Source organism: Streptoverticillium olivoreticuli subsp. olivoreticuli (assembly GCF_003391135.1).
In the GTDB taxonomy this organism is placed as follows: domain Bacteria; phylum Actinomycetota; class Actinomycetes; order Streptomycetales; family Streptomycetaceae; genus Streptomyces; species Streptomyces blastmyceticus.
This window is the reverse complement of the sequence record NZ_CP031455.1, coordinates 7,358,138-7,373,329: the sequence shown is the minus strand read 5'-3', so window position 1 is coordinate 7,373,329 and position 15,192 is coordinate 7,358,138. Positions and strand designations below refer to the sequence as shown.

Genomic DNA, 15,192 nt, shown 5'->3' with positions numbered 1-15,192 from the left:
GCCTCTCCCGTGGCCGGTGCGGGGCGGACAGCGACTAGGCTGGACGGTTGTGTCAGCCTCCACTGCATCCGCTTCCGGCGCGGCAGCCCCGGCAGCCTCCTCAGCCCCGGCCCCGGCCGACCCCTCGGGTCCGATAGCCGGGCAGGGCGCCGGTTCGCCGATCGCCCTGACCTCGCGCGCCCCGCACGTGCCGGCCGATCGCCTGGTCGCCGAGATGGTGCCGCCGCCGCGCTTCGACGCGGTGCGCTTCGACACCTACATACCCGACGCCAAGCAGCCCAGCCAGGCCGAGGCCGTGCGCGTGCTCGACGCCTTCGCGGCCGGACTGGGCGGCGCGAGCGCGACCGGCACCGGTCGCAGGCGCTGGTTCCGGCGCGAGGCGAAGCCCGCCGCCGACGGGCCGCGCGGCGTCTATCTCGACGGCGGCTACGGCGTCGGCAAGACCCACCTGCTGGCCTCCCTCTGGCACGCCACACCCGCCGCGCCGGAGCAGAAGGCGTTCGGCACGTTCGTGGAGCTGACCAACCTGGTCGGCGCGCTCGGCTTCCAGCAGACCGTGCAGACCCTCAGCGGGCACCGGCTGCTGTGCATCGACGAGTTCGAGCTGGACGACCCGGGCGACACGGTGCTCGTCTCGACCCTCCTGGGCAAGCTCGTGGACGCGGGCGTGGCGCTCGCCGCGACCTCCAACACACTGCCGGGCAAGCTCGGCGAGGGCCGGTTCGCCGCCGCGGACTTCCTGCGCGAGATCCAGGGCCTGTCCGCGCGCTTCCGGCCGCTGCGCATCGACGGCGAGGACTACCGCCACCGGGGGCTGCCGCAGGCACCCGACCCGTACAGCGACGACATCGTCACCCGTACGGCGTACGCGACGCCGGGCGCCTCGCTCGACGACTTCCCCTCGCTGCTCGACCACCTCTCCAAGGTCCACCCGAGCCGTTACGGCGCCATGTGCGACTCGGTCCGCGCGGTGTGCCTGACCGGCGTCGAGCCGGTGCCGGACCAGTCGACGGCGCTGCGGCTCGTGGTCCTGGCGGACCGGCTCTACGACCGCGAGATACCCGTGCTGGCCTCCGGGCGCCCGTTCGACGAGCTCTTCGGCGAGGACATGCTGAACGGCGGCTACCGCAAGAAGTACTTCCGCGCCATATCCCGGCTGACCGCCCTGGCCCGCGACGCGAAGCCGCTGGCCGCGAACGGCTGACCCCCTGCGGCCCGGGCCGCAGGCACGCACAGCGACCGCATCCGGCCCGCCCCGCGAGCGAGGGCACGGGCGCGGCCGCAGCCGGGCGGCACCGACGCATCCGGGCAGCCGGATCGAGCCCGTCCGGCGATCGAGGACAACGGTTCGCCCGGTCCGGGGTGCGCCGCGGTCCGCCGCCCCGTCCGGCTGAGAGGATCTGGCGTGCCTTCGCCTCGACGTTTCGCCCAGTCCATAGCCGTCGCCGCCCTCATCGGCACGGTCGCCGCGTGCGGCGGCGGTGCCGGGAAGACCCCGGCTCCCCCGTCCGGCTCCCCCTCCACCGCCGCGGACCGTACGGCCCCTTCCCCCTCGCCCTCCGCCGCGCCCACCCTGCCCGCCGGGGCGGGTGGCCTCACCCCCGTCTTCGCGCACGGCAAGCGCGACGGTGGCAAGCGCGTCGCGCTGACCTTCGACGCCGACATGACCGCCGATCAGGACAAGCGGGCGGCCCGCGGGGAGCGGTTCGACAACCCCGGGCTGATCGCGACGCTGCGCGGGCTGGACGTGCCGGCCACCGTCTTCATGACCGGCAAGTGGGCGGACCAGTATCCGGACGAGGCCAGGTCCATCGGGGGCGATCCGCTCTTCGAGGTCGCCAACCACTCGTACACCCACCACGCGTTCGCCTCGCCGTGCTACGGCCTGCCGGCCGTCGCCCCCGGTTCCGCGCGTGACGACGTGGAGCGTGCGTTCGCCGCGTTCAAGCGCGCCGGGGTCGCGCACACGGTCCCGTACTTCCGCTTCCCGGGCGGGTGTTACGACGACGCCGTCCTGCGGGCCATCGCTCCCGCCAAGGTGACGGCCGTGCAGTGGGACGTGATAAGCGGCGACGCGTTCGCCAAGAAGTCGGCTCCGGTGGTGGAACAGGTGCTGTCCCAGGTGAAGCCCGGTTCCGTCGTGGTGATGCACTGCACGCGCAGCGCGGCGCCGGTCACGGAGGAGGCGATACGGAAGATCGTCCCGGAGCTGCGGGCCCGCGGCTACACGTTCGTACGCGTCTCCGACATGATCGCGGGCCGCTGAGCCCGGTCAGCCGGAACAGGCCGTCCGCTGTGCCTCCTGCCACTCGCAGACCGGGCACAGCGTGATGCCGGGCCGCTGGGCCGGGTGCTCGGTGGGCCTGCCGCAGTGCACGCAGTCGGCGAAGCCGTCGTGCCGCTCGTCCTGGTGTGCGTCCATGCCTCCCATGGTCGCCCATGCCCGCCCGGCGGCGTGCGTCACCTCCGCCGGGAGCTGAGCGCGCACGCCACGGCGACGGCCCCTGCCGTGAGCACGGCGGCCCCGGCGAGGGGCAGCACCGACACGTCCACCGTGCCGTCGCGCGAGCCCGAGACCAGCCCCGTCACGGCGGCGTTGGCGGGCGACACCCCCACGAGGAGCACCAGGAACGCGGCGAGCACGGTGGACGGCACGGCCCACGCGGTGCTGCGCAGCAACGGCCTGTTGCACAGGGCCCCGACGCCCGTGCCGAGCAGGGCGCACGCGACCGCGGCGATCAGCCCCTCCGCGGTCGCGGGCCACAGCGGGACGTCCACCTGGTGGTCGGCGCTGCGGGGGTCGCCGATCCCGGCGACGACCGCGGTGGCGGCGACGGCGAGCACCGTGGAGGCGGCCAGCGCGGTGAGCACGGCGGCGAGGTGCACCCGCCACGGCCCGGCCGCGGCGGCCGCGCAGTCCCGGGCGGCCGCGGGCTCGTTGGTCACGCACACCCGCACCAGCCACGCGGCCACCGGCAGCAGGGCGGCCGACGCGTAGCCGAAGGAGTCCAGGACCGGCTGCCCGGACTGCACGCCGACGGCCATGAAGGCGCCGTAGAGCAGCAGCGGCGGGAGCCAGCGGTGCGAGCGCAGCAGCAGGGCGGCCTGATAGCGGAGCAGTGCGGTCATCGGCCGGGCTCTCCTCGGTCGTTCGCGTGCGGGCGTACGGGGTGCGCCGGTGTCACGGTGCGGATGTGCCAGGCGGGGCGGGCGGCGAGCAGGGCCCGCAGGAGGGCGTCCGAGTGCGCGGCGGCGACGGTCAGCCGGAGGCCGATGGGTGCGGCGGGTGCCACGTCCGGCTCGCCGGGCAGTGCCTCCGGCAGCCGAGCGCCGGGCGGGCCCTCCACCTCGATCCGGACGCGCGGGCCGCTGTCGGCAACCGGCTGCCCCACGGCGGCCAGTCGCGCCGACTCCACCCGGTGGACCGCGTCCGGCTTCCCGGCCAGCCGCCGTGGGTCGTGGTCGACGAAGACGACCGTGCTCCCGGCGGCGACGCGCTCCGCGACCGCGCCGTCGAGCACGATGCGCGAGGCGCGGTCGAGCCCGGTCCACGCCTCGTCGAGGACGAGGAGGCCGGGTGCGGCGAGGAGGCCCTGGGCGACGGCGACCTTCTGGCTGGTGCCCTTGGAGAGTTCGGACAGCGGGGTGCGCGCGTGCTCGCCCGCCCCGAAGCGCTCCAGCCACACCCGCGCGCCGTGCGCGGCGGCGGAGCGGCTCAGGCCGTGGACGCGGCCGATGTCGGTGAGATAGCCGAGGGCGGTGAACGGCAGGGCCGCCGGGAACCGCTCGGGGACGTACGCGGTGCGCGGGCGGCCCGTGATCCGCCCCGCCGTGGGCGCGTCGAGGCCGGCGAGCAGGCGCAGGAGCGTCGACTTGCCGCTGCCGTTGCCGCCCTCGACGCGCAGCAGCGCGCCCGCCGGCACCTCCAGGTCGATGTCGCGCAGCACCCACGGCCCGCGCCGTCCGTAGCGGCGGCCGACCCCCCTGAGTCTCATGCGCTCACGGTAGCGGGCCCTGCCATGCACCCATCAGGCTGCTGGCAGACTGTGGGGGTGACCAGTTCTGACACCGCTTCCGACACCGCGACCGACGTCCCCGGGCAGCTCCCGGACGAGGCGCCGGAGTTCGTCCTGCCGCTCGTCGTACGGATCGAGAAGGACGAGCCCCCGGCCCGTACGGACGCCCTGGAGACCGCGGCGCGGGCGGTGCTTACGCTGCTGTCGGACGAGCGGGCCCGGACCGTCGACGGGAGCGAGGGCGAGTGGGCGCGGGCCGTGCGGGACTGGCAGGACTCCCGCATCCGCAAGGTGGTGCGGCGGGCGCGGGGCAAGGAGTGGCGCAAGGCGACGGCGCTGCCGGGCATCACGGTGACCGGTGAGCGGGCCGAGGTGCGGGTCTTCCCGCCCGTGCCGCTGGACGGCTGGCCCAAGGAGCTGGCGAAGCTCCAGGTGTCGGGCACGGAGCTGGACGAGCCCTCGCCCCCGGCCGCGCCGGAGCCGCGGACGCCGGTGCTGTGGCTGAACCCGGGCCTCGCGATGTCGGCGGGCAAGGCGATGGCGCAGGTCGGGCACGGCGCGCAGCTCGCGTGGTGGATGCTGTCCGACGAGGAGCGCGAGGTCTGGCGGAAGAGCGGCTTCGCCCTCACGGTGCGGACGGCCGACCGGGAGCGCTGGGCGGAACTGACCACCGGCGGGCTGCCGGTGGTCCACGACGCCGGGTACACCGAGATCGCGCCCGGTTCCTGCACGGTGGTCGGGGACCACCCGGCGCTGCGGGGCCGCAGGAGCGACCTGTGATACTTGGCGCCAGAACATCTGTTTACGGCGCCAGGGGGTAAGTACCTTGTCGAAAAGGACCTTGCGGGGCGGGACGGCTCTGGTCACCGCGGGTGCTGTGGCCGCCCTCGCACTGGGGCTGTCGGGCTGCGACTCCGGCAAGAGCGACGACGCCAAGGGCTCCTCCGCATCCGCTTCCGCCCCCTCGAAGGACAAGGCGAAGAACGTCCCGGAGGGCGAGTCCGAGAGCAGCAAGAAGCCCGAGGAGAAGTGGGACGGCAAGATCCGTGTCCTCGGGGACGGTTCGACGTCGGACACCGGTCCGCAGCCGGACCAGCCGAAGCCGGAGAAGCTGAAGCCGGGCGAGAAGCCGCCGCAGTTCGTGGTGTTCTCCTGGGACGGCGCGCTGGAGGGCGACGACCACCAGCTCTCGCACTTCCGCGAGGTCGCCAAGGACAACAACGCGAAGATGACGTTCTTCCTGAGCGGCATGTACCTGCTGCCGAAGTCGAAGTCCTCGCTGTACAAGCCCCCGCAGCACAAGCCGGGCGACGCGGCGATCGACTTCGCCACGGACCCGCACATCAAGGACACCATCGAGCAGATCCGCGGCGCCTGGCTGGACGGCAACGAGATAGGCACGCACTTCAACGGCCACTTCTGCGGCGCCAAGGGCGGCGGCGACTGGAGCCCGGCGGAGTGGAAGAGCGAGATCGAGCAGTCCTACTCCTTCGTGGAGAACTGGAAGACGAACACCGGCCTGACGGACCTCCCGCCGCTGCCCTTCGACTACAAGAAGGAGCTGGTGGGCGGCCGTGCCCCGTGTCTGGAGGGGCAGAAGACGCTGATACCGGCGGCGAAGCAGTTCGGCTGGCGGTACGACGCGAGCTCGCCCGGCGACTTCCAGATCTGGCCCTCGCAGATCCAGGGCATCTGGAATTTCCCGCTGCAGCTGCTTCCGTATCCGAAGAGCGAGAAGCAGGTCCTGTCGATGGACTTCAACTTCCTCTACAACCAGTCCGGTGACAACACCAAGGGCGATCCCGCGAAGTACGAGGAGTGGCGGAAGCTGACGCGGGACGGCTATCTGAACGGCTTCCAGCGCGTCTACAACGGCAGCCGGGCGCCGATGTTCGTGGGCAACCACTTCGAGGACTGGAACGGCGGCATCTACATGAAGGCCGTCGAGGACGTCGTGAAGTCGGTCTGCAAGCGGGACGGCGTGCGCTGCGTGTCCTTCAAGCAGCTCGCCGACTGGCTGGACGCGCAGGACCCGAAGGTGCTGACGAAGCTGCGCGGGCTGGACCCGGCGCAGTCCCCGGACTGGGCGACGTTCGTCAAGTAGGCGTTCTTCCGGGCGGCCCCGGGTGGCACCGGACCTTGAAGGTCCGGCGCCACCCGGGGCCTTCAGTTCTTCTGCCCCTTCATGTACGCCGACCAGATGTCGATCGGGTACGGGCTGCCGACCGCGGACTTCGCGGCGCCGCCGAGGCCGTCCAGCGGGAGCAGTTCCTGCGTCTTCGGGTCGATGCGGCAGAGCGAGACGGCGGTCGAGAGCTTGCCCTGGTAACCGACGTACCAGGCCGACTTGTTCTTCGCCTCCGTGCCGGTCTTGCCCGCCGAGCCCGGTGCGGCCGCCCCGGCGGTGGTGGCGCTGCCCTTCTTGACGGCGTCGTGCAGCGCGTCGTCCACGGCCGCCGCGACGCGCTGCGGCAGGGCCCGCTCGGCCGTCGGCTTCTCCACGGCCACGGCGTTGCCGTTGCGGCTCAGCTTGTCCACGGAGTAGGGCTCGCTGTGCATGCCCTGGGCGGCGAACGTCCCGTACGCCCCGGCCATCCGGATGGCGCTGGGCGTGGTGTTGCCCAGGGAGAAGGCGGGCACCTTGGTGCCGAGGCTGTCCGCGAGCAGGCCCGTCCGCACCGCGGTGCTGCCGATGCGGTCCAGGCCGACGTCCATGCCGAGCTGCAGCATCGGGGTGTTGACCGACTGGGCGACGGCGTCCCGCAGGCTGATCTTCCCCCAGGACCTGCCCCCGTCGTTCGTGCCCTTCACGATCTTCCCCGCGCGGTCCCAGTAGGGCCCTTCGGGGGTGAGCAGGGACACCTGGTTGTCGCCGTCGTAGACGGTGGAGGGGGAGACGGGGGTACGGGGCTTGTCGCGTTCGCGCTGGATGCCGTCGCCGAGGGCGGCGGCGTAGACGAAGGGCGTGAAGGCCGTGCCGGCGGGGACGACCGCGGAATTCGCGTCGTTGAACCCCTGCTTGAGGTAGCCCGGGCCGCCCTGCAGGGCCACGATCCGCCCGTCCGTGGTGACGGAGGCCGCGCCGATGCGCACGTCCTTGTCGGACTCCCGCTTCTCGGGGTCGAGCTTGCCCCGCACCTCCTGGACGGCCTTGTCGAGGGCGTCGACCTTCGGCTTCTCGAAGGTGGTGCGGATCTGGTAGCCGCCGAGGTCGAAGTCGTGGTCGGTGACCTCGGTGTGGGCGCTGACGTAGGCCCGCGCCGTCTCCACCAGATAGCCGGTCTGCCCGGTCAGCCCGGCGGGCTTCGGCGGGGCCTGCGGCTCGGGGAACGTGGTGTAGCGGGCCCGCTCCTCCTTGGAGAGCTTGCCGATGGTGACCATCCGGTCGAGGATCCACTCCCAGCGCTCCACGGCGCGCGCGTGGTTCTTGGCGCCGAGCGACGGGTCGTAGAGCCCGGCGCCCTTGAGCAGCGAGGCGAGGAAGGCGCCCTCGCTCGCGTTGAGCTGGGAGACGTCCTTGCCGTAGTAGGCGTGCGCGGCACGCTGGATGCCGTAGGTGCCGCGCCCGAACCAGCTGGTGTTGAGATAGCCCTCCAGGATGTCGTCCTTGGACATCCGGTTGTCCAGCTTGATGGCGATGAACATCTCGGTGAACTTGCGGGAGAAGGTCTGCCGCTGGTTGAGATAGGCGTTCTTGACGTACTGCTGGGTGATCGTGGACCCGCCCTGGGTGGAGCCGCCCGTCACCATCCTGGAGACCGCGCGCGTCATCCCGCTCACCGAGATGCCGCTGTCGGAGTAGAAGGTCTCGTTCTCGGCCGCGAGCGCGGCCCACCGCACCTTCTCGGGGATCTTCTCCAGGGCGGTGTCCTGCCGGTTGATCTCGCCGGTACGGGCCATCTCGGTTCCGTCGGCCCAGTAGTAGACGTTGTCCTGCTGGGTGGCGAAGGCGTTGAGGTCGGCGGGTATGTCGGTACGGGCGTACATGATCGCCACGAGGGCGGTGAGCAGCCCTCCGGCGGAGAGGAAGAGCCCCAGTGTCTGGCGCCACGACGGCACCCAGCGCCGGAAGCCCTGCCGCCCCGGCCGCGGGTAGGCGGGGCGCAGCCTTCGCTTGCGGGGAGCGGCGCGTCTCCGGCGGGAGGGCGCGGCGTGGTTCCGGGCGTGCGCCCCTTTTCGTCGTTCGAACACTGCTCGACCCTACGACCTGTGGGGCGGTGCGGGCACCCAAGATGTCCGTGGATTCCGAATCAGGCGGCCTGTTCGGGTACCGTAACGTTTCTACACCCCTGTAAAAGCAGTGGATCTTGGGCAGAAGGAACACCCTCCGCATGGACACAGCCACACCGACCGCCGTCGTGCGCCACGGCCGACGCCGCGCGAACGGAGCGCTGGAGGGCGAGGTGCTCGCCGCGCTGCAGCGTGCCGAGGGGCCGCTGACCCCCCGCGAGGTCCAGGGCCGACTGGCGGGCGAGCTGACGTACAGCACGGTGGTGACGATCCTGTCCCGGCTGCACGGCAAGGAGGTGCTCTCCCGCACCCCGCGGGGGCGCGCCTACGCCTATGCGCCGGTGGCCGACGAGGCGGGGCTGGCGGCGCGGCGCATGCGCAAGATCCTGGACGGGCTCGCGGACCGCGAGGTCGTCCTGACACGCTTCGTCGCGGAGCTGCCGCCCTCCGACGAGGCGCTGCTGCGCTCGCTCTTCACCAGCGCGTTCCCGACCGCGCGCTGACGGGCCGCCTCAGCGGCGGCCGCGGCGCAGCAGCAGTGTCGCCGCCACCCCCGTCGCGGCGACGGCCGCCCCCACCACGTAACCCACCGGCACCCCGGACCCCGTCCCGGAGGGCGCGGGGCCTGACATCGCCTGCGGTCCGGCGTTCCCCTCCGTCACCCTCGCCGTCGCCGCTCCCCCGTCCCGCACCGATCCGTCCTTGTTCAGCAGCACCCGCTCCTCGTGCGGATGGTCGAAGTCGAAGAGGTTCAGCAGCGACCCGGCCCGCTGGTCGAAGGACGAGCCGCCGATCGGGGCGGTGTGCCAGTTCCACTCCACGAACTTCAGGACGGAGGTCTGCTCGGTCGGCGTGTGGTCGACCGTGCCGGCCTTGCTGTACGGCGAGACCACCAGCAGCGGCTGCCGCGGGCCGGGGCCGCAGCGGTCGGCGAGGCCCCCGGCCGGGGCGGGTCCCGTGCGGCAGGCCGGGCTGTCGACCGCCCGCCCCTGGGGGCCCTTGCCGCGGTCGCCGGAGCCGTTGAGCGGCTTCGCGTACGCGTGGTCGTACCAGCCGTCGGAGTCGTCGTAGGCGATCACGACGGCGGTGTTCCGCCACTCCGGCGCGCTCTGGATCTTGTTGATCCACTCCACCAGGAAGTGCTGTTCGTCGAGGGGGTCGGAGTATCCGGCGTGGCCGTCCTGGAAGGCCGGGGCCTTCAGGAAGCTCACCGCGGGCAGCCGTCCGGCGCGCAGGGCCGCGTCGAAGTCGGCCAGGTCGTACTGGTGGTTGGCCGGCCCGTCGTGGCCGATCTCGGCGACGGAGCGCGGCGGCAGGTGGTGGGGGTTCGCGGTCGAGGCGTAGTACTGGAACGGCGCGTGGTGCGGGCTGTAGTCGACCACGCGCTCGCCGCCGACGTTGGCGTGGGTGCTGCCGGAGCACTTCGCGTAGTGGCCGTGGCGGCCGTCCCAGGGGGTGCTCGGCCGGAAGCCGCCCTGGAACCAGCCCCAGGAGACGCCCTCCTCTCCGAGCCGGTCCCCGATGTTGGCCCCCTTGAGGGCGGCCAGGGGGCTCCGGGCGGTGTGGTCCTTGTCCGAGCAGTCGTCGTAGGCCGGTTCCGGGTCGCGGATGATCGTGCCCACACCGTCGGCGCCGGGCGAGGCCACGGCGTACGGGTCCGGTTTCGGCGTCTGCCGCGGGTGTTCCGTGCCGGACGCGGGGTCGGTGGAGATCGCCCCGTGGGTCTGGCCGGAGACGAGGTTGATCGCGCCGGGCGTGGACGGGCCGTAGGTGGTGCCGAAGGAGCGGTCGCTCATGCTGAAGTGCTGGGCGTAGTTCCACAGCGCGGTGACGGTGTTCCCGTCGTAGTAGTCCATGACGAGCCCGGGCTCGCCGAACAGCTTGCCCGAGCACTTCCCGGAGTCGGTGTTCTGGACGTAGCGGTCGGCCCGGCCGCCGTCGGCCGCGTACTGCTCGGGGCTGTAGGAGTGGTTCTGGTCGCAGGTCATCGCCTGCCGCGGGCCGAGCCGCTTCGGCGCGTACCGGTTCGGGTTCTTCGCGAGCAGGCCCGCGGTGCGCAGGTTGTCCACGCGGGCGGGGGTGTCGCGGGCGGGGGTGAAGCGGGTGCCGTCGGTGTCGGCGGCCCTGGGGTAGGTGGCGAAGTAGTGGTCGAAGGAGACGTTCTCGTCGAAGACGACCACCAGGTGCTCGATGGGCGACGCGGTGTCCGCGGCCCGCGCGGGGACGGCCGGTGCCACGGCCAGCGCGGCGGCGCCGAGCGCGGCGACGACGGCGGGGCACCGGGTGACGGTGCCGTTGCGGACGACACGGGCGATACGGGTGTTACGGGGCATGCGCGGTCCCACTCTCGTCCATCAAGGCGCGGCCGTACCAGTCGGCGCCGTCCCGCACCCCGGGCAGCGCGAAGAAGTAGCCGCCGCCGAACGGGGTGACGTAGTCGGTCAGCGGCTCGCCCGCCAGGCTCCGCTGCACGGCGGTGAACTGACGGTCCGGGTCCTGCTGGTAGCAGCAGAAGAGCAGCCCCATGTCGAGGTTGCCGTTGCGGTCGGTTCCCCGGTCGTAGTTGTACGAGCGGCGCAGCAGCCGCCGGTGCTCCGCTTCGGGGGTCCGCGGACCGGCCACCCGGATGTGGCTGTCCAGCGGGGTCACCTCGCCCTTGGGGTCGAGGGCGTAGCGCGGGGCGTCGGACTCCCGGTCGCCGTCCAGCGGTGCGCCGGTGTCGCGGTCGCGGCCGAGGATCCGCTCCTGCTCGGTGCGGGGGACCCGGTCCCAGAACTCGACCAGCATCCGGATCAGGCGCACCACCTGATAGCTGCCGCCGGTGGCCCAGCGGGGCTCGCCGGAGCGGGCGCCGGTCCACACGAGCCGGTCCATCAGGCGGGTGTCGCGGGGGTCGGGGTTGGCGGTGCCGTCCTTGAAGCCGAAGAGGTTGCGGGGGGCGCCGGAGGGGCGGGGCGGTGCGGTGAAGCCGTCGAGCCGCCAGCGGATCTGGAGGCCGCCGCGGGTGTGCCGGGTCAGGTCGCGCAGGGCGTGCAGGACGGTGTCGGTGCTGTCGGCGCACAGCTGGACGCCGAGGTCGCCGTGGCACCAGGCGGGGTCGAGGTCGTCGTCCGGGAAGGGCGGCATGGTCCGCAGCCGGCGCGGGGCGTGGCCGGACAGCCCGAAGCGGCCGTCGAAGAGCGAGGAGCCGACTGCCACGGTCACCCGGAGTCCGCCGTCGGCGGGGACGCCGGGGCCGAGGAGCCCGGAGTCGGAGGGCGGGCCGGTGATACCGACCGGGGGCGGTGTGCCGCCGGCCGTGAGGAAGCGGGCCCGCGCGGTGAGCGCGCGCAGCAGGTCGGCGAGCTCGCCCCGGTTGTCGGCGGTGACGTCGAGGGCCACGAAGGCGGTGCTCCGGGCGGGCGGCGTGAGCAGGGCGGCCTGGTGGGTCCCGTGGAAGGGGGCGGCGGGGGCGTACGGGCCGGGGGGCGCGGCACCGGCGGTGGCACCGGCCGGGCGCCGCCTGCCGCCGGGCCCGCCGCCCTGTTCGAGCAGGCCCCCGGCCATGGCCCCGCCGAGGCTCATGGCGGCTCCCCGCAGCAGACCGCGCCGCCGGGGCCACGTCATGGTGCCCTCCGGGGTTCGCAGAGGGCCGCGACGGGGGCCAGGCGTTCCACGAGGTCGGCGACGGCGGCGTCGAGGCGCTCGCGGTCGGCGCGGGTGAGGCGGTCGAGCGGGGTCCAGCGGGGGTGGCCGGGGCGGGGGCCCTGGCGGTCCAGCAGGGCGCCGGCGCGGGCGATGCGCCGGTCCAGTGCGTCGAGGTCGGGGTAGCGGCCGCGCAGGAGCGGGCGGAGGCGGTCGAGGACGGCGCGGGTGCCGTCGAGGTTGGCGCGGGCGGTGGCGAGATTGCTTCCGCTGCCGTGGTCGGTGCGGCCGGTCAGCTCGTGCTCCAGGGTGTCCTCCAGGATCTCGTGGGCGCGCAGCCCGAGTTGGGCGGGGTCCATGCGGGACTGCTCCCAAGTGGCGCGCAGCGCGCGGACGTCGGTGGCGAGGCGGTGCGCGGCCCGGCGCAGGGCGGGCCCGCGCTCGCCGTGCCACAGGCCGTGCTCGACGCGGTGGAAGCCGGTGAAGCCGGGGTCGCGCACTCCGCCGGGGAGACCGGCGGCGGTGCCGTCGACGGCCCGGCCGGCGTCCCCGAAGGCGCCGTAGGCGGCGCCCATCCGCTCGTAGTCGAGGTGGGCGGGCAGCCAGGCCGCGCGGGCGGCGGCCGCGTCGCCGCTGTCGACGGCCGTCCGCAGGGCGTCCGTCGCCGACACGAGCCCGTCCATCCGCGCGCCGATCCACCGCTGGTAGTCCAGGGCCGGCGGGATCAGGTCGGCGAGCCGGACGGGGACGGCGGCGGGCCCGCCGCCGCTCCCCCGGGCGGCGGCGGTGATCCGTACGACGGGGCCGGTGACGGCGTCCGCGTCGTCGGGCAGGCAGACGAAGGCGTACGAGCCGGGGCCGAGCCGGGCGCGCAGCTGCCGGTGGGTGCCGGGGGCGAGGGCTTCCGCTTCGGCGTGGACGGCGCCGGCGCGGTCCACGAGGCGGGCCTCGGTCGCGGTGGCGGAGGTGTTGTGCAGGATGAAGGTCTGGGTGCCGGGGTGGGGGTGGGGCCAGGGGGTGCCGCAGGTGCCGGGGGAGATCTCGATGGTGGTGGCGGGCTGCGGGGGGCGGGCGGTCGTCGGCGCGGCGGCGGCGAGCACGGCGGCCAGGGCGAGGGCGGCCCTGGGCACCGGGCCGCCGTACCGTCTCCCGGCCGGGCCCCCCGTCCTCAAGTGCCGGACCGGCCGGGGTCGTCGGCCGGACGCCCCTACCGCGTCAAGCCCACCCGGGGTTCGAGGACGACCGGGGCCCGGTTCTGGCACTGCGACGGCTCCCTACGGCAGGCGGACGGATCGACGCACACGTCCCGTCCATGCTGGCAGCGGCCCGCGCGCCCGCACCGGGTCACCGCACCGCGCCCCCCGAAAGAGGCCGAGGATTCACCCGGGTGATGACTCGTCACGCCCACAGCCAGACGCGGCGGTTGCGGGCCACGGTGTGGATGCGGTCGGCGCGGTGCGGGTGCAGCACCCCGCCGGCCGCACCGAGCGTGGCCGCCTGCGCCTCCTCCAGCACCTGGACGTCCTCCAGCGACGGTGACACCTCCACACTCCCGGCCCCCACGAACACCAGGACCGGCCGCACCTGGACGAGGAAGCCGCACCCGCGCGAGAGGACGAGCGAGGCCCGCGCGCAGTCGTGCCGGATCTCGCGGACGTACGGGCGCGGGTGCCGTTCGCGGGAGACGCGGACCAGGGTCTCGCCGACCTGGACCCGGGCCTTGTGGGCGGGCTTGGCGGCGACGCCGAAGACCCCGCCGGGGCCGATGAGGAGGTGGGCGATGACGGCGTCGCCGGGCAGGACGATCGAGTGGACCACGTCCCAGCCGCCCGCCGTCAGCTCCTCCAGGGCCGCGCCGACGGCCTGTTCGGCCGCGAGCACGCGGCGCCAGGCGTCCTCGACGGGGCGCCGGCCGAGGCAGCGGGCGAGCGCCAGCGCCACACGGCCGGTGCCGGAGGCGTCGAGCCGGGCGCGGAGCGTCTCGCCGGGCCGGTTGGGGGCGAGGTCGTCGTCGGGTGGCAGGAACAGCCGCTCCGGGTCGTACGCCTTCCCGTTGGCGCTCGTCTTCCTGACTGCTTTCCCGCTGTTTCCGCCGTTCGCGTCGTTCGCGTCGTTTCCGTCCGGCCGCTCGCGCACGCCCACCACCCCCCACCCGCCATAGTGCCGCAGAAGCGGGGGAACCAACCCGCCCGGCCGCCCGTTGAACCGGTGAGGCCCCGCGACATCCCCCCGATCGCGGGGCCTCACCAGTGCCCGGGGCCTTGTGGGAGCGGCGCGCGGAACCGGCCAACGTACCAACCGCCCCACCCGGCAGGGGCGGCCTTCCGCCCACAGTGACGCAGCCCACATCCGCGCACCGGATCCCGGGAAGCGGGTAAAGGTCCAGGCCAGACCCCGGTTCGGGGGCGGCCCCCGGCGGGCGGCCTCGCCGAACCCGCTTGTGGATCAGCGCGAAGGGCCTACGGTGCGATGCCGCACGAGGAGGCATCATGCGATCGTTCACCGGCACCGGCCTGGTCGTCACCGCGCTCACGGCGACCGTCGCCGCGCTGCTCTTCCCCCTCTGGTCCTACCGCGACCGCACCGGCACCGGAGCCGTCGACCTCACCGCCGGGTCCGTGGCCACGCCGTACGGACCGCTGTCCGCGCTCGACCGCGACTTCGTCGACCGCGTGCGGCTGGCCGGGCTCTGGGAGCTGCCCGCCGGGCAGCAGGCCGAACAGCGCGGCACCACGGCCGGGGTGCGGCGGGCGGGCGAGCATCTCGTCGAGGGCCACACCGCGCTCGACCGGCACGTCCGCGAGGTCGCGGACCGGCTGGGCATCGACCTGCCCAGCCGGCCGGGCGCCCAGCAGCGGCAGTGGCTGACCCGGCTCGGGGCGGCGCACGGCGACGCGTACGACCGGGAGTTCACCAACATCCTGCGGCTCGCGCACGGCACGGTCTTCACGGTCGTCGCCCAGGTGCGGGCCACCACCCGCAATTCCGCGGTGCGGGAGCTCGCCGACGACGCGAACACCACCGTCCTGGATCACATCAAGGTGCTGGAGGACACCGGCCTGGTCGACTTCGACGGCATCGCGGCGCACACGAAGCTCCAGCAGCCGCCCGTCCCGACCGCGGTTCCTCCGGGCATCCGGCCGCCCGCCGGCTTTCCGCTCCCCCCGGCCGCGACCCGGCCCGCGCCGTCGCCATCGGCCTCGTCCGACACCTCCGCCTCCCCCGGAACCCCCACCCCCGAATCACCGGAGAAGTGAGCCCTCATGGCGACCGCCGCGCGCCGCGTCAACACCGGCCGTCGCCGCGGCCGACCGTCCCCATC

At 73.9% G+C, this 15,192-nt stretch carries 14 protein-coding genes; 6 read left to right on the top strand and 8 right to left on the bottom strand.

Annotated features, from left to right (window positions below; genetic code table 11):
• Window positions 1-133 precede the first annotated feature (133 nt).
• Window positions 134-1,204, top strand: coding sequence for a cell division protein ZapE (zapE, locus tag DXZ73_RS31990; RefSeq protein WP_240351820.1), 1,071 nt, complete (start codon window positions 134-136; stop codon window positions 1,202-1,204).
• A gap of 201 nt (window positions 1,205-1,405) precedes the next feature.
• Window positions 1,406-2,266, top strand: a complete 861-nt coding sequence (locus DXZ73_RS31985) for a polysaccharide deacetylase family protein (protein WP_240351587.1) — start codon at window positions 1,406-1,408, stop codon at window positions 2,264-2,266.
• Between the two features lie 6 nt (window positions 2,267-2,272).
• Here DXZ73_RS31985 and DXZ73_RS38480 read toward each other — a convergent pair whose 3' ends face one another.
• Genes DXZ73_RS38480 through DXZ73_RS38865 form a run of 3 tightly spaced genes read right to left on the bottom strand, consistent with a single transcriptional unit; the run spans window position 2,273 to window position 3,995 of the window.
• A complete protein-coding gene (locus DXZ73_RS38480) occupies window positions 2,273-2,422 on the bottom strand; it encodes a hypothetical protein (RefSeq protein WP_162890401.1) in 150 nt (49 codons plus the stop codon).
• A 38-nt stretch (window positions 2,423-2,460) separates the two neighbouring features.
• Window positions 2,461-3,129: an ABC transporter gene (locus DXZ73_RS38870; protein ID WP_205519270.1), complete on the bottom strand. Its 669-nt coding sequence runs from the start codon at window positions 3,127-3,129 to the stop codon at window positions 2,461-2,463.
• Window positions 3,126-3,995: an ABC transporter ATP-binding protein gene (locus tag DXZ73_RS38865; RefSeq protein WP_205519269.1), complete on the bottom strand. Its 870-nt coding sequence runs from the start codon at window positions 3,993-3,995 to the stop codon at window positions 3,126-3,128. The genes DXZ73_RS38870 and DXZ73_RS38865 overlap by 4 nt, the downstream gene beginning before the upstream one ends.
• 24 nt (window positions 3,996-4,019) lie before the next feature.
• On the opposite strand from DXZ73_RS38865, the gene DXZ73_RS31975 reads away from it, so the two are divergent.
• Window positions 4,020-4,796 carry an aminoacyl-tRNA hydrolase gene (locus DXZ73_RS31975; RefSeq protein WP_116214451.1) on the top strand — a complete coding sequence of 259 codons (777 nt, stop codon included), beginning with the start codon at window positions 4,020-4,022 and terminating at the stop codon, window positions 4,794-4,796.
• Between the two features lie 46 nt (window positions 4,797-4,842).
• The gene (locus DXZ73_RS31970; RefSeq protein ID WP_240351585.1) at window positions 4,843-6,120 is read left to right on the top strand and encodes a hypothetical protein; all 1,278 of its coding nucleotides are present in this window, start codon (window positions 4,843-4,845) and stop codon (window positions 6,118-6,120) included.
• 62 nt (window positions 6,121-6,182) lie between these two features.
• Here DXZ73_RS31970 and DXZ73_RS31965 read toward each other — a convergent pair whose 3' ends face one another.
• Window positions 6,183-8,207: a transglycosylase domain-containing protein gene (locus DXZ73_RS31965; protein ID WP_240351584.1), complete on the bottom strand. Its 2,025-nt coding sequence runs from the start codon at window positions 8,205-8,207 to the stop codon at window positions 6,183-6,185.
• Between the two features lie 140 nt (window positions 8,208-8,347).
• Here DXZ73_RS31965 and DXZ73_RS31960 point away from each other — a divergent pair, with 140 nt between their 5' ends.
• Window positions 8,348-8,749: a BlaI/MecI/CopY family transcriptional regulator gene (locus DXZ73_RS31960; RefSeq protein ID WP_116214449.1), complete on the top strand. Its 402-nt coding sequence runs from the start codon at window positions 8,348-8,350 to the stop codon at window positions 8,747-8,749.
• A 9-nt stretch (window positions 8,750-8,758) separates the two neighbouring features.
• On the opposite strand, the gene DXZ73_RS31955 is transcribed toward DXZ73_RS31960, so the two are convergent.
• The 4 genes from DXZ73_RS31955 to DXZ73_RS31940 form a co-directional block, all read right to left on the bottom strand.
• Window positions 8,759-10,579: a phospholipase C gene (locus DXZ73_RS31955; RefSeq protein WP_116214448.1), complete on the bottom strand. Its 1,821-nt coding sequence runs from the start codon at window positions 10,577-10,579 to the stop codon at window positions 8,759-8,761.
• On the bottom strand, window positions 10,569-11,852 hold the full coding sequence (efeB, locus tag DXZ73_RS31950; RefSeq protein ID WP_116214447.1) for an iron uptake transporter deferrochelatase/peroxidase subunit: 1,284 nt from the start codon (window positions 11,850-11,852) through the stop codon (window positions 10,569-10,571). Before efeB ends, DXZ73_RS31955 begins: the two co-directional genes overlap by 11 nt.
• Window positions 11,849-13,000 (bottom strand): EfeM/EfeO family lipoprotein, encoded by a 1,152-nt coding sequence (locus DXZ73_RS31945; protein WP_240351583.1) that lies wholly within the window; start codon window positions 12,998-13,000, stop codon window positions 11,849-11,851. The genes efeB and DXZ73_RS31945 overlap by 4 nt, the downstream gene beginning before the upstream one ends.
• A 268-nt stretch (window positions 13,001-13,268) precedes the next feature.
• Window positions 13,269-14,006: a nuclease-related domain-containing protein gene (locus DXZ73_RS31940; RefSeq protein ID WP_162890400.1), complete on the bottom strand. Its 738-nt coding sequence runs from the start codon at window positions 14,004-14,006 to the stop codon at window positions 13,269-13,271.
• A 353-nt stretch (window positions 14,007-14,359) separates the two neighbouring features.
• Here DXZ73_RS31940 and DXZ73_RS31935 point away from each other — a divergent pair, with 353 nt between their 5' ends.
• Window positions 14,360-15,127, top strand: a complete 768-nt coding sequence (locus DXZ73_RS31935) for a DUF4142 domain-containing protein (RefSeq protein ID WP_116214444.1) — start codon at window positions 14,360-14,362, stop codon at window positions 15,125-15,127.
• Window positions 15,128-15,192 lie beyond the last annotated feature (65 nt).